We start from the raw sequence: 22,942 nt of genomic DNA, 5'->3' as shown, positions 1-22,942 counted from the left end.
TCTGTACTGTCTGCGGCTTCGTCGCCTTGTCCTGATTTTTGTTAATCCACTATAATGCCGTCTGGAATATGGCGGATTGGGGTTGGGAGCGTATAGGGGAAGTGCTTGTGCGGAAATGGCGAAGGTGTGTTTTTGATTCCAGTCCGCCCTGTTTAGATTGCTGTAAAACCATGCCGTCTGAAACGGAAAGGTTTCAGACGGCATGGTTTTTGATTGGGGCGGTGCGGGTCAGCCTCCGAGCAAATCCCACAAATCGTTTTGCAGGTCGGCTTCGCTTTCGCCTTCGGCAGGCGCGGCGCGGATATAGCCGCCGTCGGGCTGCATCAGCCACGCGTGCGTATTGTCTTCCAGTGCCATCTCCAAACCTTCGCGGATGACGCGTTTTTTGAGTTCGGGCGCGGTAATCGGCGCGGCGGTTTCGATGCGGCGGAAGAAGTTGCGCCCCATCCAATCCGCGCTGGAGATAAAGGTATCGTCCGCGCCGTTGTTGTGGAAGCAATACACGCGCGCGTGTTCGAGCTGCCTGCCGACGATGGAGCGGACGCGGATGTTTTCGGACAAGCCTTTTACACCAGGGCGCAAGGTGCACATACCGCGCACAATCAAATCGATTTGCACGCCTGCCGCGCTTGCCCGATACAGGGCTTCGATGACGGTCGGTTCGATAAGCGAATTCATTTTGGCGGTAATCCGCGCCGGTTTGCCGACTTTTGCGTGTTCGGTTTCGCGAGCGATGCGGTCGATAACCATTTTGTGCAGGGTAAACGGACTTTGGTAGAGTTTGTTTAGCCGCCCGGGTTTGCCCAAACCTGTGATTTCCATAAACAATGTGTTCACATCGGCGGTGATTTGTTCGTCGGCTGTGATGAGGCCGAAGTCGGTGTAGATGCGCGATGTGCCTTGGTGGTAGTTACCCGTGCCGAGGTGGGTGTAACGCTTGAGTATGCCGTCCTCGCGGCGGATGACCAGTGCCATTTTGGCATGAACTTTATAGCCGAATACGCCGTAAACGACGTGTGCACCTGCATTTTCAAGCTGTTGCGCCCAGTTGACGTTGTTGGCCTCATCAAAACGCGCCATCAGTTCGACGACGACGGTTACTTGTTTGCCGGCGAGTGCCGCCTTCATCAGGGCGCGGACGAGTTCGGAGCGCGTGCCGGTGCGGTAAATCGTCATTTTGACGGCAAGCACGTCGGGATCGGCGGCGGCTTCGCGTATCATGTGGACGACGGGGTCGAAGGACTGGTACGGATGGTGCAGAAGGATGGGTGCACGGCGTATCAGTTTGAATATCGAACCGTTTTTACCCAAGGCTTTCAATCTGCCTTGTGTAGGGGGCGGAAATTTTAAATCAGGACGGTCAACCAAATCGGGAACGGCGTTGAGGCGTACGAGGTTGACCGGACCTTTGACTTGGTAAAGTTCGGCAGCGGTCAGTCTGAATTGTGACAGCAGGAAGTCGTGGATGTAGGCGGGGCAGGTGTCGGCGACTTCGAGCCGCACGCCGTCGCCGTATTCGCGGTCGTGCAGTTCGTTTTGGATGGCGGCCCGGAGGTTTTGCAGGTCTTCTTCGTCAACGGTCAAGTCGCTGTCGCGCGTCAGGCGGAACTGGTGGCAGCCTTTGACGTTCATGCCCGGGAAGAGTTTGCCGACGTGGGCGTGCAGGATGGAGGAGAGGAAGACGAAGCCGTGTCCGCCGCTACACAGTTCGGACGGCAGGGGAACAACGCGCGGCAGGATGCGTGGTGCCTGCACAATCGCCATACCCGAAGGTCTGCCGAATGCATCTGTACCGTCGAGTTCGACGGCGAAGTTGAGCGATTTGTTCAGCGGGCGAGGGAAAGGGTGGGACGGGTCAAGGCCGATGGGGGTCAGAATCGGCAACAACTCACGGTCAAAATAGCTTTCGATCCACTTTTTCTGCGCGCCCGTCCAGTTGCGGCGGCGGTAAAAATGGATGCCTTCCCGCGCCAACTCGGGCTGAAGGACGTTGTTGAACAGGTCGTACTGGTGCCGTATCAGGGAGCGCGTCGCTTCAGTAACGTCGGCGATGGTTTCAGACGGCATTTTGCCGTTGTCCAGCCTGCGCCGGGGGTGCAGCTTGTTTTCACGCTTGAGCCACGCCATGCGGACTTCGAAAAACTCGTCAAGATTGGATGACACGATGCACAGGAAGCGCAGACGTTCCAAAAGGGGGACGTTTCTGTCTTCCGCCTGCGCCAACACGCGGCGGTTGAATGCCAGCAGGCTCAGTTCGCGGCAGAGGATGCGGTTTTGTTCGGGCATAAGGCTCTCCCAAAGATGGTTGTTGTCCGGCCGGAGCGGGCGGACAATGCCGTCTGAAGGCTTGGCGGCATCTGCGCCGGTTTCAGACGGCATGATGTGGCGGACGGTCTGTTTCAGGCATCGGGGCAATGTGAAAACGGATACCGGCGCGTGCGGTATCCGTCTGTTTCAAATCACTTCCAACACAAAATAATGACGCAGTTTTTCGTACACCGCGTCGCTGACGTTGATGCAGCCGTTGGTCATAATCCTGTCGGATACAACCGGGGATGCGATGCGTTCGTTCCGCCTTTCCGACGGTATCAGGTTCCAAACGCGGTGCAGGGCGAAAAGAAAATCGCCCTCCTGCTTGAAACCGATGACTTCGCCGCCGTATCCGGGTTTGTCGGTACTGTTCAGCGTCAGCCCGAATGTCCCCTTGGGCGTGGCAGTGCCGATGAGGACGGGGTGGCACTGATGGTCGTCGGCGAAACAGAGTTCCGCTTTGGATGTATCGACGATGACTTTTTTCTTTTGGATATAGGTATTGACCGCATCCGGCTGCCCCTGTGCGAATACGGGGGAAACCGTCAGCAGGCAGCACAATATCCCTGAAAGCAGGCGGGGCGGCATCGTGGCTTATTGGCGGATACGTTTCGGTTTTGCCGGCACGATTTCGCGGATGATGACTTGCGGCTCGGCTTTGGGTGCGGGCGGCGGACAGACGGCATCTTTCGGGAATACCGGATTCCAGTAGAAACTGCGGGCGAATTTGTCCTTGTCGAAAATTACTTTGTATTGGCAGGTGGTAACGCCTTCTACTCCGGACGTGTTTTCGGGGTCGATGCCTACGCCCGGGGTGTGGAAGTGGAACAGATAATCCCATTCGCGCACGCCGTACATACCTTCGTCGTAATGCGGACGACCCAGGATTTTGTAGATGTCGTCTTTGGTCAGGCCGGGACGCATCAAGTCCAATTCGCCATAGGTCGGGAATGTACCGCGATCGTTGTTGAAGGTCAGGGAATAGGGTTTCGGGAAGACCGGATTGTCGGTCGTTCCGTCGGCTTTGACGTTGCTTTTGGTTGCGCAGGCAGACAGAATGCCCGCCGCCAATACTGCCAAGCCCGGTTTGACGATTTGTTTGATTTTCATATGCAGAATCCTTTTTTACCCGATGCCCGTCTGCCTTTTGTTCGGAAGAGCCGCTTCAGGATGGTTTTAAATATTTGATTTTGATTTTTAATGGTAGCATAAAACAACGGGCGTATCAGCAGGTTCGGCGTATTTGTGCGGCATACGGGGCGAAGGGGTTGCCGTGCCGCCCGCCTCCTGCCGGCAATCTGCCGATTCGCCGCTTCCGGCAACCTGTTATAATTGATGCCGACTTTATTTTTCCAACGTTTTTAAGCGAAAACAGAATGACTATGCAAGAACAATACCGGCCCGCCGCCATTGAGCCTGCGGCGCAGAAAAAATGGGATGATGCCCGTATTTTCAACGTCTCCGAAGACGCTTCCAAACCCAAATACTACTGCCTCTCCATGTTCCCCTACCCCAGCGGTAAGCTGCACATGGGGCATGTGCGCAACTACACCATCGGCGACGTATTGAGCCGCTTCAAACGCTTAAACGGCTTCAACGTCATGCAGCCTATGGGTTGGGACGCGTTCGGCATGCCGGCGGAAAACGCGGCGATGAAAAACAATGTCGCCCCTGCCGCCTGGACTTACGACAACATCGAATATATGAAAACCCAGCTCAAAAGCCTGGGTTTTGCAATTGACTGGGCGCGCGAAGTCGCCACCTGCAAACCCGAATACTACCGCTGGGAACAATGGCTGTTTACCAAGCTGTTTGAAAAAGGCATCGTCTATCGCAAAAACGGCACGGTAAACTGGGACCCTGTCGACCAAACCGTATTGGCCAACGAGCAAGTCATCGACGGACGCGGCTGGCGTTCGGGCGCGTTGATCGAAAAACGCGAAATCCCGATGTATTACTTCAAAATCACCGATTACGCCGAAGAGCTGCTCAACGACTTGGACAAGCTGGAACACTGGCCGGAACAAGTCAAAACCATGCAGCGCAACTGGATCGGCAAATCACGCGGTATGACCGTGCGCTTCGCCGTTTCAGACGACAGCAAACAAGGCTTGGAAGGCGATTACGCGAAATTCCTGCAAGTTTATACCACCCGTCCCGACACGCTGATGGGCGCGACTTATGTTGCCGTTGCCGCCGAACATCCGCTGGCAACCGCCGCAGCCGCCGACAAACCCGAATTGCAGGCATTTATCGCCGAATGCAAAGCCGGTTCGGTTGCCGAAGCCGATATGGCGACGATGGAGAAAAAAGGCGTGCCGACCGGCCGCTACGTCGTCAACCCGCTTAACGGCGACAAACTGGAAGTGTGGATTGCCAACTATGTATTGTGGGGCTACGGCGACGGCGCGGTGATGGCTGTTCCGGCGCACGACGAACGCGATTTCGAGTTCGCCACTAAATACAATCTGCCGAAAAAACAAGTCATTGCCGTCGGCGACAACACATTCGACGCAAACCGATGGCAAGAATGGTACGGCGACAAAGAAAACGGCGTATTGGTCAACAGCGGCGACTTGGACGGCTTGGATTTTCAGACGGCATTTGATGCCGTTGCCGCCAAGCTGCAAAACCAAGGCGCGGGCGAACCGAAAACCCAATACCGCCTGCGCGACTGGGGCATTTCGCGCCAACGCTACTGGGGCTGTCCGATTCCCATCGTCCATTGCGAAAAATGCGGCGACGTACCCGTCCCCGCCGACCAACTGCCCGTCGTCCTGCCTGAAAACGTCGTACCCGACGGCATGGGTTCGCCTTTGGCAAAAATGCCCGAGTTTTACGAAACCACCTGCCCATGCTGCGGCGGCGCGGCGAAACGCGAAACCGACACCATGGACACCTTCATGGAATCGAGCTGGTACTTCTTCCGCTATATGTCGCCCAAGTTTTCAGACGGCATGGTATCGGCAGAAGCTGCGAAATACTGGGGCGCAGTCGACCAATACATCGGCGGTATCGAACACGCGATTCTGCACCTCTTGTACGCGCGTTTCTTCACCAAACTGATGCGCGACGAAGGTTTGGTCAATGTTGACGAGCCGTTTGAACGCCTGCTCACGCAAGGCATGGTCGTCTGCGAAACCTACTACCGCGAAAACGACAAAGGCGGCAAAGACTGGATCAACCCCACCGATGTCGAATTGACTTTCGACGACAAAGGCCGCCCCGTTTCCGCCGTCCTCAAAGCCGACGGACTGCCCGTCGTCATCAGCGGCACGGAAAAAATGTCCAAGTCCAAAAACAACGGCGTCGATCCGCAAGAGCTGATTAACGCCTACGGCGCGGACACCGCCCGCCTGTTCATGATGTTCGCCGCACCGCCCGAACAGTCCCTCGAATGGAGCGACAGCGGCGTCGAAGGCGCACACCGCTTCCTGCGCCGCCTGTGGCGCACCGTTTACGAATACCTGAAACAAGGCGGCTCGGTCAAAGCGTTTGCAGGCAGCCAAGACGGTTTGTCTAAAGAACTCAAAGACCTGCGCCACAAACTGCACGCCACCACCGCCAAAGTCAGCGACGACTACGGCCGCCGCCAGCAGTTCAACACCGCCATCGCCGCTGTGATGGAATTGCTCAATCAATACGATAAAACCGACACCGGTAGCGAACAAGGCCGCGCCGTCGCTCAAGAAGTATTGGAAACCGCCGTACGCCTGTTGTGGCCCATCGTGCCGCACATCTGCGAAACCCTGTGGAGCGAATTGAACAGCGCGAAACTGTGGGAGGCAGGCTGGCCGACAGTCGATGAAGCCGCTTTGGTCAAATCCGAAATCGAAGTCATGGTTCAAGTCAACGGCAAACTGCGCGGCAAAATCACCGTTGCCGCCGATGCCTCTAAAGCCGACCTCGAAGCCGCCGCACTCGCCACCGAAGGCGCGGTGAAATTCATGGAAGGCAAGCCTGCGAAAAAAATCATCGTCGTACCGGGCAGACTGGTGAACATCGTAGTGTAAACCTGATTCGGCATTGATTGCTGTAATTAAAAAAGGTCGCCTGAAAACTTGGAAACAGGGTTTTCAGACGACCTTTTTAAGATAGATTGAGTTGTCTACATTACAGACCTCAAATAACTTAAATCTCAAAATCCAAAACATGAATTTATTTTTCGATACCGAATTGGGAAAGCAACAAAATAAAGCAACCCACAAAATCCGTGTAATGAGTGAAGCTTGGCTGGAAAAAAAACGGCTACTGTCCCTGTTGCGGAAGCAAGCCGATGCAGAGATTTACCAATTACTTTTATACAAGGATATTAAATAATGAAAAAAATTGTCTTATTATCTTGTGTATCACAAAAAATAAATGAAAGGTCAAAAGCAAAAGATTTATACATCAGTCCTCTATTCAAAAAGAGCCTAGCATATGCTTATAAACTTAAACCTGATGCAATATATATTCTATCTGCAAAATATCATTTAATTGAGTTAGATAGAATTATAGAACCTTATAATGTAACCCTGAATAAGATGAAAAAAAATGATAGACTAAATTGGGGTAAAAAAGTTATAGATCAATTGAAAGATAAATCCAATTTGGAAAAAGATACATTTATTATGTTAGCTGGTAATAAGTATATTATGCCTATTAAAGATAAATTGATTAATATAGAACAACCATTTTATAAAATGAGGTTAGGTGAAAGATTAAAATATCTTAACAAAGAACTAGGTTATGGAGTACAAAAATGAAATCGTTAGTATCTGAATTACATTCCTTATTTAATCAAAAAGAAAAATTTACTTTTCCCTTTGATAAGTCTAAATTGCCCAAAAATGGAATTTATATCATTTTTGAGAAAGGCGAATATTTCGAAAACATGAACAGAATAGTTAGAGTGGGGACTCATACCGGTGAAAATCAATTACGTTCTCGTCTAATACAGCATTTTGTAAGAGAAAATAAGAATAGAAGTATTTTTAGAAAAAATATAGGTCGTTGTATTTTGAATATTGAAAATAAAAGTTATTTAGATTCATGGGAACTTGATATAACACCCAAAAAAGGAAGAGAAGATAAACTAAAAAAAATTAATAATGAGCTTGAAAAAATACTAGAGAATCGTATTAGTCAATATATACAAAATAATCTTTCATTCTGTGTCTTTGAAGTTGATACAAAAGAAGAGCGCCTATTTTGGGAAAGTAAAATAATTTCAACTCTTTCCAATGCAGCTCAATCAGGTGAAATTAAACCTTCAGAAAATTGGTTAGGTAATAAATCACCAAAAGATAAAATTAGAGCTAGTGGTCTGTGGCAAGTTAATGAACTATATAAAGAAAGTTTAACTAACACTGAATTTGATAAATTATCCACTTTTGTAAAATAAATTATAGGATTAAAGATTTTATAAATAAACATACTGTAAGGGAAACTACACAAAATAGTTTCCTTTCTTTTATCCTACATACTAGGTTTGAATGAACAGATTAACTGATAATAGAAAACACCCTGTGGATAACTCATATAACAAACCTGTTGCAGACCTCTTTTGTCCAAACTGCCACGAGCAATATGAATTAAAGAGTAAAAATCAAAAAACTATAGGTAACAGTGTGCCTGACGGTGCATATCACACCATGTTGGAGCGCATCCGGTCAGATACCAACCCCAATTTTTTCTTTCTTGCATATAAAAAAGCGGATTACTCCATACGGCAATTGGTGCTTGTACCCAAACATTTCATCACGCCGGATATGATTATTCCCAGAAATAAAGGCATTAAAAACCGGCCGCACCACATTATGTGTTCCATCAATCTCGCCCCTTTGCCTGAAAGCGGAAAAATATTCTTAATAGACGATTCCCGCATTATCGAACCCGAAACCGTTCTGAGAAAATGGTAATCCAACCTGTTTTTACGCAACCAAAATGCGGAGCGCAAAGGCTGGCTTTTGGCTGTTATGAAATGTATCGACCAGCTCCCCAAAGAATTCACATTATCGCAAATGTATGAATTTGAAGACAAACTATCCATCCAGTTTCCCCAAAACAACCATATCAGAGACAAAATCCGCCAACAGTTGCAAATCTTGCGCGACCAAAATACGATCGAATTTATTGGTCGCGGACTTTACAAAAAATCAATAAATTGCGCCTAACTCCCAAGGCGTTTTGATTTCAAATCATGATACTGAATTTGAAAGGGATATTTATTCTTCTGCCATTCTGAAAACAGATGAAGTACAACGCAATATCGCTGCAAAGGGGCGCAGCCGTAAAAAAGTCGGGGAATTATTGGCAATTTATGATTGATTTCGACAAACCGGCCGCCTCCGAAGGTAAAGTGAAATTCATAGAAGGCAAGCCTGCCAAGAAAATTATCGCCGTACCGGGCAGACTGGTGAACATCGTGGTGTAAATCTTTTTAAAAACATTAAACAATGTTAAGATGCCGTCCGAAATCCGTTTTGGATTCAGACGGCATTTTTTGAATTTAATTTTTTAAGGGATAAGCCTAATATGAAATTTCCTTCCTTCCTTCCTTCCTTCCTTCCTTCCTTCCTTCCTTCCTTCCTTCCTTCCTTCCTTTAAACGGATAGTCTGCCTGTCGGCAGTAATCTCGGTATTGGGAGGTTGTGCGGTCGTTGCTGATGTTTACGGTCATGATTCCGCCACAATGAACGCTGCGGCTGCCAAAGATTATATGAAAACGGTTGAGTTAAACAAGTCTGCCGGCAATGTCGATACCACATCCAGAACAGCCCGCAGGGTGCAGGCAGTATTTCGACGTATGCTGCCTTATGCCGATGCGGCAAATAATACCGGCCATAAGTTTGACTGGAAAATGACGGTTTTCAAAAACGATGAGCTGAACGCGTGGGCGATGCCCGGCGGGAAAATGGCGTTTTATACGGGGATAGTCGACAAACTCAAGCTGACCGATGACGAAATTGCCGCCATTATGGGGCATGAAATGACGCACGCCCTGCATGAACACGGTAAAAATAAGGTCGGGCAGCAAATCTTGACCAATACGGCGGCGCAGATAGGCACGCAGATTATATTAGACAAAAAACCGGACACTAATCCGGAATTGGTCGGATTGGGTATGGATATTTTGGGGACGTACGGTCTTACTTTGCCTTATAGCCGCAGCTTGGAAGAAGAAGCCGATGAGGGGGGAATGATGTTGATGGCGCAGGCAGGCTATCATCCGGCGGCCGCTGTCAGGGTTTGGGAAAAAATGAATCAGGAAAACGACCAAAACGGCTTTATTTATGCTATTACCTCTACTCATCCGACAAACAATGCCCGTATAGAAAATCTAAAACGGTTGTTACCGACCGTTATGCCGGTTTATGAGCAAAGTGTCAGAAATAAGGGGCGCGTTAATAAAAACCGTCGGCGTTAAGGGAAGGGGATCGAGAATTTGAGCCGTTGTTCCAAAATACCGTCTGAATCCGTTTGAGATTCAGACGGCATTTAAACAGTTCTGTGCCCCACCCGTTTTGCCTTCAAGCCCGCGCCGCTTAAATCCAATCCCCCCCTGCAACGGGCGCAAAAAATCCCCGTACCTCGCGGTCGGTGATGTTTCGGGTTTCGCGCCCGTCTGCGCCGTGCCTTGCTGTCGGGCTATGTCGTCTGCACCGCCGCCGTTTCGGCTTGGTTTGATGCGGTCGGGCATTTATGCGGCTACGCCCTGATATTCGGTTCGGCGGTCTTGCCTGTCTTGGCAGGCATATTCAGCAGCGCGTCTATTGTGAACTTGCTGATTTTGCCGTTTGCCAAGTCGGTTACGCAATGGCTTCGATGCCCTTGTTTTTGACGATGGTCAGCAGCTTCAACGCCGCGCCGCTCGGCTTTTTAACGCCCCGCTCCCAAGCCGAAACGTGGTTTTTCCCCACGTTGAGATAGATGGCGAAAGCGGCTTGCGATAGTGCTTCCTTCTCCCTGATTGCCTTGATGTCTTTGCCACTCAAGGGTCTGATTTCAGTCAGGCAGGACTTGTCAAAGTCGCGCATGGTCTTTTTGTCGATTGCGCCGATGTTGTAAGCCCCTTCCATCATTTCATGAATGGCGGCTAATGCCTCGCTTTTGTATTTCATGATTCTATCTCCATGATAATGCCGTCTTCTTTCAAAGCCGCCAGCTCTGCCTGCGTGTATTTCAGATAATATGCGGCGGCTTTTCGGTAAACGTCCAGTTCTTTATCTGAAATGTTTTCACGATCGTTCTTGGCAAAGGCATAAACGAAAAATGCCCTATCTGCCTGTTTGAACAGTATCAGGCTGCGATAACCGCCGCTTCTGCCTTGCCCTTGCCGTGCTATGCGCTGCTTAATCACGCCGCCGCCAAGGTCTGCATCTATCAGTCCGTTATCAGCCCGCTCTACCGCTTCCAGCAGCTCGGAATTACTGATTTTATGTTTCTTGGCAAATTTCACTATCCATTGGTTTTTGAATATCCGCATTGTGCAACCGTTTACTTAGTGATACCGGGGATTATACCAAAGACAGGTAAGGCGGCAAGCCGCCTTTTTTATGCCTTGCAATTTCTCCATTTATGCCGTCTGAAGCACCGGCGGCTAATCTGCCTGTTTTTTAACCAACCGCCGCCAATGGCTCAAATTTCAGTTTTTAGCGCGTTTCGCCGTCTTCCTATGCCGCAATATAACCAAGCGGTTTAATCACCTTTCCTACCAAAAATTGGCGTATTTCCGTGCGTTTCGGCTTTTTGTCCCACTGCGCTCCCACCGCCAAGACGGCAAAAAACCGCAAACACGCAAAATCCATTACCAATCCGTTACTACTTGTTACCGTAATCGTTACCGATTTTTATTTTTTAGGCTGTGTTTTAATATAGTGTTGATAGGCGTACTTGGCTTCAAGGTATTCAACAGGATAGGTTTATTCCTAACCGGAAAATAATTGTCTTTTCCCTTGCAAATAATTGAAATCAACAGATTACTAAAACACAGCCTTTTTTTATTATTTTATTTCATATACTTATTTTTATAATATCTTTCAGTAACGGCGGTAACGGGTAAGGGTAGTGCATTTCTATATAGGGGTTTCCCGAGAACCAAAAAAACCGCTCTGCATCTTGGACGGTTTCCCCCTTATTACTTACGATTCGTCAGTATTCCCCGCAAGCTCTTTTCCGCTTGGCATTTCTGATTTGGCGGTCGTTCAGCTTTATTTTTGCGGTATTTTTCGGATACCGTAAAAAATCAGGTTAGTTCAATTAGGGCGGATTGGACGGGATTGTACGGTCAGGAAGGGGGACGGCAGGATAACGATCAGCCTGTGAAATCCTTGTATTGATTGGGATTGGTTGACGGTATTAGACAGGATTAAACGAAAAAAAACGCTTAGAATTTCTAAGCGTTTTTGTATGTTGGTGCCGACAGCGAGATTTGAACTCGCACAGCCTACGGCCACTACCCCCTCAAGATAGCGTGTCTACCAATTTCACCATGTCGGCATTTGAAAAACTGTTATTTCTGCTGCTGAGGAACAGGGGCAGAAGGTTCGGTATTGTTTACGGGTTTGGGTGCTTGCTGGGTCTGTTGTATGTTGCTGAAGTCCAAACCGTGTTTTGTCGTGTGGGTATGAATATACACCATAGCCATGCAGGTTGCAAAGAAAAATGTTGCTGCAACGGCGGTCGAGCGGCTGAGGAAGTTGGCGTTGCCGGCAGAGCCGAATACGCCTTGCGCGCTGCCGCTTCCCGATCCGAAGGTCGCGCCTGCATCCGCGCCTTTACCGTGTTGGAGCAATACTAACACGATGACGGCCAAGGCGGAAATGATATTAATAATCCAAATAAGGGTTTTGAAGGCTTCCATATTTTTCTACGCATTTTGTGCGGCACTGATGATGGCGGTAAAGGAGTCGTACGACAATGACGCGCCGCCGACGAGTGCGCCGTCCACATAAGGTACTGCGAAGATGTCGGCTGCGTTGTCCGCCTTCACACTTCCGCCGTAAAGGACGCGGATTTTAACATCGCTTCCGCACAAAGACAAGATTTCTTTGTAGATGAATGCGTGCATGTCGGCAATCTGTTCGACGGTGGCGACTTTGCCTGTACCAATCGCCCAAACCGGCTCGTAGGCAACAGCGATGTTTTTGGTATTCAAACCTTGCAGGATGGAAAGTTGGTGGGCGATGACTTCGTGTTCTTTGCCGGCTTCGCGCTCTTCGAGGCTTTCGCCGACGCACAATAATGGGATGAGTCCGACGTTGAGGACGTTTTCCATTTTGCGGCGTTGGATTTCGTTTTTCTCGCCGAAATAAAGGCTGCGTTCGGAGTGGCCGATGAGGACGATGTCTGTACCGATGTCGGCAAGCATTTCGGCGGACACTTCGCCGGTGTATGCGCCGTTGTTGGGGAAGCGGCTCACGTCTTGGGCGCAGGTGAGGATGCGGTTGTTTAAGACGATTTGCATGGCGTTGTGCAGTTGCAGCAGGTAAACGGTCGGGGCGGCGAGTCCGATGAGGACGCGTTCGGCGGTGGGGAGGATGCGGAAGCGGTGCATCAGTGCGTTGTTGTTTTGGAGCCGGCCGTTCATTTTCCAGTTGCCGATGACCCATTTTTGATCCCACATTCCGATTTGGTGATACATCTTTTTTGCTCCGTGTCGTGTTTTTTCTGTCTGCCGCGTGTGGCGCGTTGCAATGTGAAGTTTAGTGGATATGCGGCGGGTTCGCAACTTGAGAGCGGGCGGCTGCGGGAGCGGTTTGGAATGTTGTTTCGGGCAGGTTGTTTTATAATGGCCGCCTGATATGTATACAAATATAGGAGATGTGATGCACGCGCTTCATTTTTCGGCTTCGGACAAGGCCGCGCTTTATCGGGAGGTGTTGCCGCAGATTGAGTCTGTGGTGGCGGACGAGGCGGATTGGGTGGCGAATTTGGCGAACACGGCGGCGGTTTTGAAGGAGGCGTTCGGCTGGTTTTGGGTGGGTTTTTATTTGGTCGATACGCGTTCGGACGAATTGGTTTTGGCACCGTTTCAGGGGCCTTTGGCGTGTACGCGGATTCCGTTCGGTCGCGGGGTGTGCGGTCAGGCTTGGGCGAAGGGCGAGACGGTGGTCGTCGGGGATGTCAACGCGCATCCCGACCATATTGCCTGTTCGTCTTTGTCGCGTTCGGAGATTGTGGTTCCGCTGTTTTCAGACGGCCGCTGTGTCGGCGTGTTGGACGCGGACAGCGAACATTTGGCGCAGTTTGATGAGGCGGATGCGTTGTATTTGGGAAAACTGGCGAAGATTTTGGAGAAGCGGTTTGAGGCTTCGCGTCAGGCGGCTTGAGACTGGCAAAACGGGTGGGCTTCGCGTACCGAAGTTGGCGCGGCGGTAGTGTGGTTTTATAATGCCTGCCATTGATAAAACAATTATTTGACGGAGCACTAAATGGATTTTGAAAAAGCGCAGTTCAATATGGTCGAACAGCAGATCCGTCCTTGGGATGTGTTGGATTTTGACGTGTTGGACGCTTTGGCGGAGATTCCGCGCGAGCGTTTCGTGAACGGGTCTTTGCAGGGTTTGGCGTATGCGGATATGGAGCTGCCGCTTGCCAACGGGCATAAGATGCTCGAGCCGAAAGTCGTGGCGCGGCTGGCGCAGGGTTTGAAGCTGACGAAAAACGATACGGTTTTGGAAATCGGCACGGGTTCGGGCTATGCGACTGCGCTTTTGGCGAAACTGGCTGGACGTGTGGTGTCGGACGACCTCGATGCCGAGCAGCAAAACCGTGCAAAAGCGGTGTTGGACGGTTTGGCTTTGGACAATATCGATTATGTGCAAAACAACGGACTGACCGAGCCTTCCGCAGGTGCGCCGTTTGATGCGGTTTACGTCGGCGGCGCGGTAAACCTTGTGCCTGAAGTGTTGAAAGAACAGTTGAAAGATGGCGGACGCATGGTGGTTATCGTAGGACGCAAGCCTGTTCAACGTGCGCTTTTGATTACGCGCAAGGGCGATACGTTTGAAGAGAAGGCGCTGTTCGATACTTTGGTGGCGCATTTGGACGATAAGGATACTCATCCTTTCGACAGTTTTAATTTTTGATGTTCGGATTGTGATGCCGTCTGAAAGCAGATTGCGTTTCAGACGGCATTTTGCTCGATTGGGGAAAGGAAGCCCGATGGATATTGTGCAACTCTCGCCGTTGGCACTGAAAATTTGGATGGATGAGGGACGGGCGTTCCGACTGCTGGACGTGCGTACGGACGAAGAAGCGGCGATTTGTTCGCTGCCCGATGCGGTACATATCCCGATGAATCTGATTCCGCTACGGCAGAACGAACTGCCGGACGACGGCGTGCCGCTTGTGGTGTATTGCCATCACGGCATCCGCAGCCTGCATACGGCGATGTATCTGGCGGACGCGGGTTTTGAAAACCTGTACAACCTTCAGGGCGGCATCGACGCGTGGGCAATGCAGGTGGACAGCAAAATGATGCGGTATTGAATCCGTTTTATAAATAAAAGGCTGAGACCTTTGCAAAATTCCCCAAAATCCCCTCAATGTCTTGGTGGGAATTTAGGGGATTTTGGGGAATTTTGCAAAGGTCTCCATCTGCCATTCAATTAACAATTCGTCAGAAAATTTAATCTGCTCTGTTCTCAAACTACCTGAAGCATATAGAAGACACAGGCTGTACAGCAAAATAAATTTGTGCGGTGACTGCTTTTGCGCATAAGTAAAATTGGTATGCAGCCCTCGAAATTGTTCTGCATATTTCAACAAGACCGGTAAATCCGTCATACCGAGCCCTCCTGCAAACCCCGAACTACCTCAGACGTATCCCAATCCAAAGCTCGACAGTATTCGATAAATTCAAATATATCCAGCCGCCTGTCCCCAGTTTCCACCTTTCCCACGAACGAATGCACCACATTCATCCGTTCCGCCAATGCGCGCTGCGACAACCCCAAATCCAATCTTCTGCGGATAAGGAGTTGTCGCAAATAGGTGTGTTCGACAGAGTGTACCGACAAACGAATATTTCCCATGCGCTCCGATTCTAGGTACAATCACGCCTGCACCTGTTTTAGGTGCAAATAAGAAATATTCATAAAATGACCGTAATACCCATATATTCTGCCAACCCGTTCGACGCTATACGCCAAAACATCGCTGAAGAATATTTGAGCGAAACACAACACTATCCTTGGATTGTTACCTTTTCAGGTGGCAAGGACAGCACCCTTGTCGCCCATTTGGTATTTGATATGCTGCTTTCGCTGCCGCCGATGCTGCGGACGCGGCAGGTGTTCTTCGTTTCTAACGATACGCTGGTGGAAAGCCCGCTGGTGGTGAAACACATGCGCAGTGCATTGGCAGAAATTCTGCGCGCCGCCGAAATTTTCAGGCTGCCCGTCAGCGGTGAAATCACCGTGCCGAAATTGCAGGACACGTTTTGGACGCTACTCATCGGCAAAGGCTACCCCACGCCCAACCGCTCGATGCGCTGGTGTACCGACCGCCTGAAAATCCAACCCACCAGCGGCTACATCCTGCAAAAAGTAAACGAAAACGGCAAAGCCATCATTGTACTGGGCGTACGCAAAGACGAATCTGCCACCCGCAAGGCCAGTATTGAAAGCCACCAAAACTTGGAAAACAGCAATCTGACCCCGCACGGCGATTTGAAAAACGCGTTGGTGTACCGACCGATTGTCGATTTGAGTACCGACGACGTGTGGGAATTCCTTGCTGCCAACGACCCGCCCTGGGGAGGCGCACACAGCGATTTAATCAAGCTCTACCGCGAAGCCGCCGGCGGCGAATGTCCGATTGTGCTGTCGCAGGAAGAAGCCCCCGGTTGCGGCACCAATTCCAGCCGCTTCGGCTGCTGGACGTGCACGGTGGTCAATAAGGACAGAAGCCTGCAGGGCTTTGTGGACGCGGGGAAAACCGAATTCACACCGTTAATCGAATACCGCGACTGGCTGGTGGACATCCGCAACAAACCCGAATACCGCCAGGCCGAACGGCGCAACGGAAAACTCACGTTCAAAGGCGGCAAACACATCCCCGGCCCGTTCACCATCGCGGCGCGGCAGGAAATGCTGGCGAAGCTGCTAAAAGTGCAGGCTGCTTTCGGCGAAGAACTGATTTCGCAGGACGAAATCGACCTAATCAAGCGAATTTGGACGGAAGATCTGATTAACACTTACTCAAGGAATAAAAATGAAGACGGAAACACGGGAACAGGTGGCTGATTTGCTGCTGTGGAGTGATGAAAATGCCAGAAACCTGATGGAGAAAATCGCTGCCGAACATGGTGTATCGCCCGATGCGCTGGCCGATTTGGCGGCATGGGAGCGCGAGCAACAGGAACGGATCCGCAAACGCGGCATGACCGAAGTATTCGATGAAGTTTTTGAAAACAGGAAATATTGGGGCTGAATATGTGGATACATTCAATCAGGCTGCTTAATTTCAAATCCTACCAAGAAGCGGCCTTCTCCTTTCCCGAACCGAAAAACGGGCAGAACATTGTTTTAATCGGCGCGATGAACGGGCACGGCAAAACCACTTTGTTGGAAGCGGTTTACCTGTGCCTGTATGACGCGGATGCGGTCAGCCATTTGCAGCGGGCCGGCTTGAACAGCAAAGATGTCAATTACCCGAATTTCCTGCAGGCTGCCCTGCATCACAAAGCAGCGCCGCAATACGGCCGATACCGCATCGAGCTGGAAATTGAAATCCGCCAACGGCGGCAAGGTAAGATTTGCGGCCTGAAAATCCGCCGGAAATGGCATTTCAATGAGAAAAGGCAATTTGAACGCGAAAGCACCGAAACGCGGGCAGACGTGCTGGTTGACGACCGCTACCTGCCTGTCGATTTAGCCGAATTGGACAAATATCTCAACACTTACGCCCTGCCGTTCGATTATGCGCCGTTTTTCTTTTTCGACGGCGAAAAAATCGTGCAGGCTGCAGAACGCAGCGGCACGGGTATGTGGCTCAATACCGCCCTGAAAGGCCTGTTGGGCGTAACCCTGCTGACGCGGCTTGCAGACAGCCTTGGCGATTACCGCAAACGCTGCATTTCCGAGAACGCGGGCAAAAAGATGCAGGAAGATTTGGACAAAGCCGAAAGCGCATTGACTTCTGCCCAAGTGCAATATGATGTATTCCGTGAAGAATGGGAAAAAGTACAACAGGAATGGGCGCATTGGGATGCGGAAAGAAGCAGGCTGCAACAGCAGATCGGCGGCGGCAGCGACATCCGCACTTCGCAGGATTTGCTGATGCAGCGGGAACGGCTGGAGAAGGAAATGGACGATTTCAATGCGAAGGTCAAGGCGGCGGTTAAAGCCATGCCGCTGGCCTTCCTGCCTTCAGACGGCCTGAACGCGCTAAAAATCAAACTCGAACGAGAAGCCAACCGCCTGCACCATGAAGCCGGCAGGGAGCAGATTGCGGGACGGGTAAACGATTTTTGGAGCGCGTTTGTCGGCAGCGGCAAAGTCAAAGAAGTATTGGGGCGTTCGGCTTGCGCCATTTTGGAAGACCCGCTGATGAAGGAAGCTGTAGCCGAATGCTGGAACGAATTATTTTACCCGTTGCCTGAAAATTGCGCCGAAACTATCGAGCACAACTATCTCTCGAAAAACGCCCATGCTGAAATCCAAAACGAAATCAGCCGCATACAGGGTATGCCACAAGGAAGGATAGGCAGCCTGCTGGCCGATATCGAACAGCGGCGGAGCGAACAAAAACAAGTCTTGGAAGAATTGGAGCTGCTCAAAGGCAGCAACAAAGACGAACTGGTGGAACAGCTCAAACAGGCGAACAAGCAGGCCGATATACTGAAAGAACGTTCGGGCAGCCTGAAAAGCAACGTGTTGCAAAAAGAGAAAGAATGCCAGCGCAGGAAGGATGAAGTCAGCAAACTGCAAGACAAAATCAGCGACAGCAACCCGCTGATGGTGAAGTCACGCCGTGCGGGGCAGGTGGAAAAAGTCATTGCCGCATTGACCGATGCGCTGACGCGGCAGAAGGCGGACGAAATCGGTGAAACCGCTACCCGCATCAACCGCGCCATTTCGCATGATAATCGCATCCACAAAATCAGCATCGAAGCAGACGGCAGGATGGGTTTGTACGGCAGCAGCGGCAGGGAAGCGCAGGTCGATTTGTCGGCCGGACAAATGCAGATCCTAATTATGTCGCTGGTGTCGGCATTGGCGGAAGTTACCCGCTATCCCGCCCCCTTCGTTATCGATACCCCGCTGGCACGTTTGGACGAAGGTCACCGCGAAGGTTTATTCAGACATTGGAGTGGGCTGGAACAGCAAGTGATTTTGCTGTCGCAGGACACCGAAATCACTCCCGAAGTGTACCGCCGTCTCGATCCGCATATCGGCCGCACATATCTGGTGGAAGCCGAATCGCTGGACAGCGCAGGCGCATGTTCGCGCGTAACCGCTGATGTTTATTTCGAATAATGAAAGGAACAACACATGTATCTGCTGCCAGACAACCGCCAGTGGGACTCCGACTATTTCCATACCTTGATTAGCGACAAACACATTATTTCCAGCAGTGAAGCTAAAGTCATACGCGAAAAACTCACCCATGCGGGTGCGCTACCGCATCTGGACAACAACTACGACTGGGCGACACTCTGTATAGGCTATTGCTTTGCCAAAGGATGGGCGCAACAGCCGGAAAAATTGACCGCTGCCCCCGATACCAAAGGCATCGATATCCCGTCTTTCCAAACCTGCTTTCAAGACCATTCGCGGCTGTGGCTCGCCCTACTGAGCGAGACCCTGTTCCACATCAGGCAGGGTAAACCGGCGGGAAAAGATGATTTGTATAAACTGATTGCCGACCTGTGGCATACCGGCGCGCTTGGTTTGCATGCGTTTTGGGAACGTTGCAGACAATTCAAACCCGATGACGATTTGGCACAACGGCAGGCCTTTTTGAACGAATTGGCCGAATTGGCCGTTAAAAACAGCAGCGGACGGCACGGCACGGGGGAAAATTCTTTTTCAGACGGCCTTCATGCAGAAAATGTCGGGACACTCGATGCAGCCTGCACCAAACTCAAAACCGCACTGGACAAAACAGTCGGCAAAGGCGGTACGATACAGCCAGAATACGGCGGCGTGCGCTACGACTGTCTGCGTGTGCAGTTCGACCGCTATGTGGATTTGGAAAAATACCACAGCCAAATTTGCTCCGAATTGGGCATCGGCGATAACGAAATGCGCTGCGGGCGCATACGCGGTGAAGCCAACACTTGGCACATCAATATCCTGCGTCCGCAAGATACTTGGCGGCAATATGGACAAGATGAGTTTCAGACGGCCTTGCAGCAATACCGCGCATCGGCACGGCAATTCAGATTGCCAGTGTGTATCGGTTTGGACGAACGCGGCGAACCCGTGTTTCAAGATTTTGCCACCGCGCCGCATGTGATGGTAGGTGGGGAAACAGGGTCTGGGAAATCAGTACTAATTCGCTCAATGCTGGCTTCCCTGTTCGAACTCGCTCCTCAGAATGAAACGGAAATCGTCGTGTGTTATTGCAAAGTTTCTGCGGATTTCGCCGTCTTCAAAGACCGTCCGAATTTATGGCAGGGGCGCATAGTCAGCGATGCGGAAGAAGCTGCTGAAATATTGTCGTCTTTTGCTGACGAGATGGATAAACGATACCGCCTGATGGACGAATACGGTGCGAAGGATATTGCAGAAGTCCCACAGCACGCCCGTCCAAAATATGTTGTTATCGTGATTGACGAACTGGCCGACCTTATCGATGTCAGCAGTGAAGCGGAAGGGCATTTGGTACGGCTGGCACAAAAAGCACGCTCCGCAGGAATGTATCTGTTATTGGCAACGCAACGCCCCGATGCGAAAACACTCAGCGGCCGCCTACGTGACAACCTGCCAACCAAAATCGCGTTGAAAATAGGCAAACGCCAGTCTTCCGAGATTATCTTGGGTGAGCGCGGTGCCGAAAACCTGACGGACAAAGGCGATCATTTGGTCAAATGGAACAATGGAGTGGCGCAGTTTTTGCACGGGTATAATGTATAATTTGTTCAACCATCCTTTGCATAGTCTAACAGGCCGTCTGAAAACTTTGAACTGCACCCCAAAAGTTGGACATCCCCCCAACTCACAAGGTGCAGTTTTTTTATGACCAAATGAGACCTTTGCAAAATTCCCCAAAATCCCCTAAATTCCCACCAAGACATTTAGGGGATTTTCCATGAGCACCTTCTTCCGGCAAACCGCGCAAGCCATAATCGCCAAACCGGCGAAACCGTCGCCGGAGGCCTGCACCGCCTGCGGCTGGAACACGCGCTCGCCTTCATCGAATCCGGCAGCACCGTCCAAGCCGCCATGCACTTTTGCGGCTACCGCCACGCGGGACGGCTCAATGAAGCGTTCAGGCGGCATTACGGATTTTTGCCTTCGGATGCGAAGAAGTGCTGATGGGCCGGCGGCATAGATATTTTGATTTGAAACAACCATTAAAAAAGGTCGTCTGAAAAAGCAGTTTCAGACGACCTTTTTTCATTCGCGGCAGCAGTGCCGCTACCCGCCCTTACCCCAAAAATTCTTTGAGGAACAATAAGACGCACGCCATTTCGTCGGCGGATTCACGCTGCGTGCCGTTGCCGGTATGACCGCCGCCGTCGGGCGAGTAGAGCCACGATTGCGCGGAGGTTTCGCGCAGTTTGGCGTAGAACTTGAGCGCGTGGGCGGGATGGACGCGGTCGTCGCTCAGGCTGGTGGTAATGAGTGCGGGCGGATAATCGATGCCGTCTGAAAGATTGTGGTACGGAGACAATTCGCCCAGCCAGCGTTTGCAGACTTCGTATTTTTGCGGGTTGCCGTATTCGTCCGTCCAGCTTGAACCGGCGGACAGCAGCGGATAGCGGATCATGTCGGTCAGCGGCACTTCGCACACCAGTGCGCCTATGCTTTGCGGTTCGCGCACGAAGGCGGCGGCGGTAATCAGTCCGCCGTTGCTGCCGCCCTGCAAACCGATGTGTTTGGGCGAACTCATGCCGCGTTCGGACAAATCGCGCACGACGGCAAGCAAATCGTCGACGCTTTTGTGTTTGCTGATTCCCTGCGCCGCCTGATGCCAGCGCGGGCCGAACTCGCCGCCGCCGCGTATGTTCGCCAACACGAAGGCGTTGCCCTCTTCCAGCCAGTATTTGCCGATGCTGCCCAGATAGTGCGGCAGCTCGGGCACGCCGAAACCGCCATAGGCATAAACCAAGGTCGGCGTGTCGGGCGCAGCGTTTTTGCCGACGTGGAAATAAGGAATGCACTCGCCGTCGGCTGAAGTCGTCCAAAACTGCTGCACGTTGATGCCGTCTGAATTGAACTGCTGCGGCTGACGTCGCATGACGGTCAGTTCCATCACGTTTAAATCCAACGCGAACAGCGTCAGCGGCGTGGTGAAATCGCTGGCGGCAAGGTAAACCACATCGCCGCCCCATGGCTGGTCGGTCATTTCCAGCGCGCCCGAAGGCAGGCGCGGCAACTCGGCTTCCTGCCATTTGCCATCAGTAAAACGCCACGCTTTCAGACGGCCTTGTACGTTTTCCAGCAGACTCGCCACGACAAAACGCTTGGTCGTTTCCACGCTTTCCAATGCCTGCGTTTCATCAGGAGCAAACAAAAGCTGCGCCGCCCCGATTTCGCCGCGATTCAGTTTCACCGCTACCAGCGCGCCGCTCGGATAGCTTTGGTTCGCGCGGTGCCAGTCCTTGCGCAGCGTCAGCAAAAGATGCCCCGCCAGATAGCCGACCACATCGCAATCAGCAGGCAGGTTTAACGGTTTCGCCTCGCCTTCGGCCGACACCTGCAAATACGTCTTGGTGTAAAAACCGTCAGACGCTTCAATCAAATCAATCGGCGAACCCTGCGGATCGAGGTAACGCCACGCGTTCACCATCATCCCGTCTTCGGCAATTTGATACACAGGCAGGCTTTCCTCGAAACTCTTGCCGCGCTCCACCAGCCACACCTCGCGCGGATAGCCCGATTCGGTCAACTGGCGTTCGTCCCAAGCCGGACACACCCACACGCTGTTTTCATCGCGCCACGACACATGGTTTTTGCCTGCCGGAAAATGAAAACCGCCTTCTACCAACTCCCCTGCTTCCAAATCCACTTCCAGCGTGTACGCCGTATCGCCGCCCGATTTGCTCAGTGTTAACAACGCGCGGTCGGGCTTTTCCACCAAGTGCGACACGCCGCCCAGATATACATCGTCGCCGAGCAGCTCGTCGAAATCCGCCACCGAAAACAGGATTTTCCACTCGGGATAGCCGGAACGATAGGTCGCCGCCGTACACACGCGGTACACGCCCTTCGGATATTCTGCGTCCTGATGGAAATGGTACATCCGCGCGCGGTGTTCCTGACAAAACGGAATCTGCCGCGTGTCCTGCAACTGCGCCAAAATGCCGTCAGACAATTCGCGCGCTTTGTCGTTGTTTAAAAAACGCGCGCGCGTTTCGGCATTCGCTTCAGCAGCGAAGTTTTGCGTTTCGGCGGAATCGAGGTTTTCAAAATGGCGGTAGGGGTCGGGGTAGGATTTCATCGGGGTCCTTGAGGGTCGGGCAGGTCTTTAT

Annotated in this window: 22 protein-coding genes, 1 tRNA gene and 5 pseudogenes; 16 read left to right on the top strand and 12 right to left on the bottom strand. The window is 51.4% G+C overall.

Annotated elements, in window-relative coordinates:
• The 4 genes from KEM39_RS06540 to KEM39_RS06525 all read right to left on the bottom strand — a co-directional run.
• The coding region (locus tag KEM39_RS06540) for a hypothetical protein (protein WP_118997103.1) at window positions 1-204 on the bottom strand (204 nt) is incomplete at its 3' end.
• 24 nt (window positions 205-228) lie between these two features.
• Window positions 229-2,286: a polyphosphate kinase 1 gene (gene ppk1, locus KEM39_RS06535; protein WP_118997102.1), complete on the bottom strand. Its 2,058-nt coding sequence runs from the start codon at window positions 2,284-2,286 to the stop codon at window positions 229-231.
• Between the two features lie 168 nt (window positions 2,287-2,454).
• Window positions 2,455-2,898, bottom strand: coding sequence for a murein L,D-transpeptidase (locus KEM39_RS06530; RefSeq protein ID WP_118997101.1), 444 nt, complete (start codon window positions 2,896-2,898; stop codon window positions 2,455-2,457).
• A 6-nt stretch (window positions 2,899-2,904) separates the two neighbouring features.
• Window positions 2,905-3,420: an outer membrane protein assembly factor BamE gene (locus KEM39_RS06525; protein ID WP_118825646.1), complete on the bottom strand. Its 516-nt coding sequence runs from the start codon at window positions 3,418-3,420 to the stop codon at window positions 2,905-2,907.
• 272 nt (window positions 3,421-3,692) lie between these two features.
• On the opposite strand from KEM39_RS06525, the gene leuS reads away from it, so the two are divergent.
• From leuS to KEM39_RS06490, 8 genes and pseudogenes are all read left to right on the top strand, one after another.
• Entirely contained in the window at window positions 3,693-6,323 is a 2,631-nt protein-coding gene (gene leuS, locus KEM39_RS06520) for a leucine--tRNA ligase (protein WP_211709730.1), read from the top strand.
• 139 nt (window positions 6,324-6,462) lie between these two features.
• Window positions 6,463-6,604 (top strand): annotated as a pseudogene (locus KEM39_RS06515) (DpnI domain-containing protein); the annotation flags it as partial.
• 25 nt (window positions 6,605-6,629) lie between these two features.
• On the top strand, window positions 6,630-7,058 hold the full coding sequence (locus tag KEM39_RS06510; RefSeq protein WP_107819110.1) for a DUF6884 domain-containing protein: 429 nt from the start codon (window positions 6,630-6,632) through the stop codon (window positions 7,056-7,058).
• Complete coding sequence (locus tag KEM39_RS06505; protein ID WP_107819109.1) at window positions 7,055-7,696, top strand: hypothetical protein; 642 nt, start codon at window positions 7,055-7,057, stop codon at window positions 7,694-7,696. Before KEM39_RS06510 ends, KEM39_RS06505 begins: the two co-directional genes overlap by 4 nt.
• Window positions 7,697-7,787: 91 nt before the next feature.
• Window positions 7,788-8,485: pseudogene (locus KEM39_RS06500) on the top strand (DpnI domain-containing protein).
• Window positions 8,458-8,622 (top strand): annotated as a pseudogene (locus KEM39_RS12015) (DNA adenine methylase); the annotation flags it as partial. The pseudogenes KEM39_RS06500 and KEM39_RS12015, both read left to right, overlap by 28 nt.
• Before the next feature lie 16 nt (window positions 8,623-8,638).
• A pseudogene (locus KEM39_RS06495) lies at window positions 8,639-8,728 on the top strand (leucyl-tRNA synthetase); the annotation flags it as partial.
• Between the two features lie 258 nt (window positions 8,729-8,986).
• The gene (locus KEM39_RS06490; RefSeq protein ID WP_249182633.1) at window positions 8,987-9,721 is read left to right on the top strand and encodes a M48 family metallopeptidase; all 735 of its coding nucleotides are present in this window, start codon (window positions 8,987-8,989) and stop codon (window positions 9,719-9,721) included.
• Window positions 9,722-10,103: 382 nt separating this feature from the next.
• Here the strand turns inward: KEM39_RS06490 and KEM39_RS06485 are convergent, their stop codons facing one another.
• The 5 genes from KEM39_RS06485 to tpiA form a co-directional block, all read right to left on the bottom strand.
• Window positions 10,104-10,415, bottom strand: coding sequence for a helix-turn-helix domain-containing protein (locus KEM39_RS06485; RefSeq protein WP_211709726.1), 312 nt, complete (start codon window positions 10,413-10,415; stop codon window positions 10,104-10,106).
• Window positions 10,412-10,780 carry a type II toxin-antitoxin system RelE/ParE family toxin gene (locus KEM39_RS06480; protein ID WP_211709725.1) on the bottom strand — a complete coding sequence of 123 codons (369 nt, stop codon included), beginning with the start codon at window positions 10,778-10,780 and terminating at the stop codon, window positions 10,412-10,414. The genes KEM39_RS06485 and KEM39_RS06480 overlap by 4 nt, the downstream gene beginning before the upstream one ends.
• A 927-nt stretch (window positions 10,781-11,707) precedes the next feature.
• Window positions 11,708-11,793, bottom strand: a tRNA-Leu gene (locus KEM39_RS06475).
• Window positions 11,794-11,806: 13 nt separating this feature from the next.
• On the bottom strand, window positions 11,807-12,157 hold the full coding sequence (gene secG, locus KEM39_RS06470; RefSeq protein ID WP_211709723.1) for a preprotein translocase subunit SecG: 351 nt from the start codon (window positions 12,155-12,157) through the stop codon (window positions 11,807-11,809).
• A gap of 6 nt (window positions 12,158-12,163) precedes the next feature.
• Window positions 12,164-12,937 (bottom strand): triose-phosphate isomerase, encoded by a 774-nt coding sequence (gene tpiA, locus KEM39_RS06465; protein WP_211709721.1) that lies wholly within the window; start codon window positions 12,935-12,937, stop codon window positions 12,164-12,166.
• 160 nt (window positions 12,938-13,097) lie between these two features.
• Here tpiA and KEM39_RS06460 point away from each other — a divergent pair, with 160 nt between their 5' ends.
• From KEM39_RS06460 to KEM39_RS06450, 3 genes are all read left to right on the top strand, one after another.
• Window positions 13,098-13,625 (top strand): GAF domain-containing protein, encoded by a 528-nt coding sequence (locus KEM39_RS06460; RefSeq protein WP_211709719.1) that lies wholly within the window; start codon window positions 13,098-13,100, stop codon window positions 13,623-13,625.
• A gap of 102 nt (window positions 13,626-13,727) precedes the next feature.
• Window positions 13,728-14,384, top strand: coding sequence for a protein-L-isoaspartate O-methyltransferase family protein (locus KEM39_RS06455; RefSeq protein WP_211709718.1), 657 nt, complete (start codon window positions 13,728-13,730; stop codon window positions 14,382-14,384).
• Between the two features lie 76 nt (window positions 14,385-14,460).
• Complete coding sequence (locus KEM39_RS06450; RefSeq protein ID WP_211709728.1) at window positions 14,461-14,787, top strand: rhodanese-like domain-containing protein; 327 nt, start codon at window positions 14,461-14,463, stop codon at window positions 14,785-14,787.
• A gap of 72 nt (window positions 14,788-14,859) precedes the next feature.
• Here KEM39_RS06450 and KEM39_RS06445 read toward each other — a convergent pair whose 3' ends face one another.
• Both KEM39_RS06445 and KEM39_RS06440 read right to left on the bottom strand, forming a co-directional pair.
• Entirely contained in the window at window positions 14,860-15,084 is a 225-nt protein-coding gene (locus KEM39_RS06445; RefSeq protein WP_107819098.1) for a hypothetical protein, read from the bottom strand.
• Window positions 15,081-15,332, bottom strand: a complete 252-nt coding sequence (locus KEM39_RS06440) for a helix-turn-helix domain-containing protein (RefSeq protein ID WP_107819097.1) — start codon at window positions 15,330-15,332, stop codon at window positions 15,081-15,083. Before KEM39_RS06440 ends, KEM39_RS06445 begins: the two co-directional genes overlap by 4 nt.
• Before the next feature lie 66 nt (window positions 15,333-15,398).
• Here KEM39_RS06440 and dndC point away from each other — a divergent pair, with 66 nt between their 5' ends.
• The 5 genes and pseudogenes from dndC to KEM39_RS06415 all read left to right on the top strand — a co-directional run.
• The gene (gene dndC, locus KEM39_RS06435; RefSeq protein ID WP_211709716.1) at window positions 15,399-16,544 is read left to right on the top strand and encodes a DNA phosphorothioation system sulfurtransferase DndC; all 1,146 of its coding nucleotides are present in this window, start codon (window positions 15,399-15,401) and stop codon (window positions 16,542-16,544) included.
• The gene (locus tag KEM39_RS06430) at window positions 16,513-16,731 is read left to right on the top strand and encodes a DNA modification system-associated small protein (RefSeq protein ID WP_009425188.1); all 219 of its coding nucleotides are present in this window, start codon (window positions 16,513-16,515) and stop codon (window positions 16,729-16,731) included. The genes dndC and KEM39_RS06430 overlap by 32 nt, the downstream gene beginning before the upstream one ends.
• Window positions 16,732-16,733: 2 nt before the next feature.
• Window positions 16,734-18,779, top strand: a complete 2,046-nt coding sequence (locus KEM39_RS06425) for an AAA family ATPase (RefSeq protein ID WP_211709715.1) — start codon at window positions 16,734-16,736, stop codon at window positions 18,777-18,779.
• 15 nt (window positions 18,780-18,794) lie between these two features.
• The gene (locus tag KEM39_RS06420) at window positions 18,795-20,381 is read left to right on the top strand and encodes an FtsK/SpoIIIE domain-containing protein (protein ID WP_211709714.1); all 1,587 of its coding nucleotides are present in this window, start codon (window positions 18,795-18,797) and stop codon (window positions 20,379-20,381) included.
• 216 nt (window positions 20,382-20,597) lie between these two features.
• Window positions 20,598-20,783: pseudogene (locus KEM39_RS06415) on the top strand (helix-turn-helix domain-containing protein); the annotation flags it as partial.
• Window positions 20,784-20,895: 112 nt separating this feature from the next.
• On the opposite strand, the gene KEM39_RS06410 reads toward KEM39_RS06415, so the two are convergent.
• On the bottom strand, window positions 20,896-22,911 hold the full coding sequence (locus tag KEM39_RS06410) for a prolyl oligopeptidase family serine peptidase (RefSeq protein WP_118997090.1): 2,016 nt from the start codon (window positions 22,909-22,911) through the stop codon (window positions 20,896-20,898).
• Window positions 22,912-22,942 lie beyond the last annotated feature (31 nt).

It is taken from the genome of Neisseria sp. Marseille-Q1983 (assembly GCF_018224585.1).
Lineage (GTDB): Bacteria > Pseudomonadota > Gammaproteobacteria > Burkholderiales > Neisseriaceae > Neisseria > Neisseria polysaccharea.
Note: the sequence above shows the minus strand (reverse complement) of the source record. Positions and strands in the feature narration are given on the sequence as shown.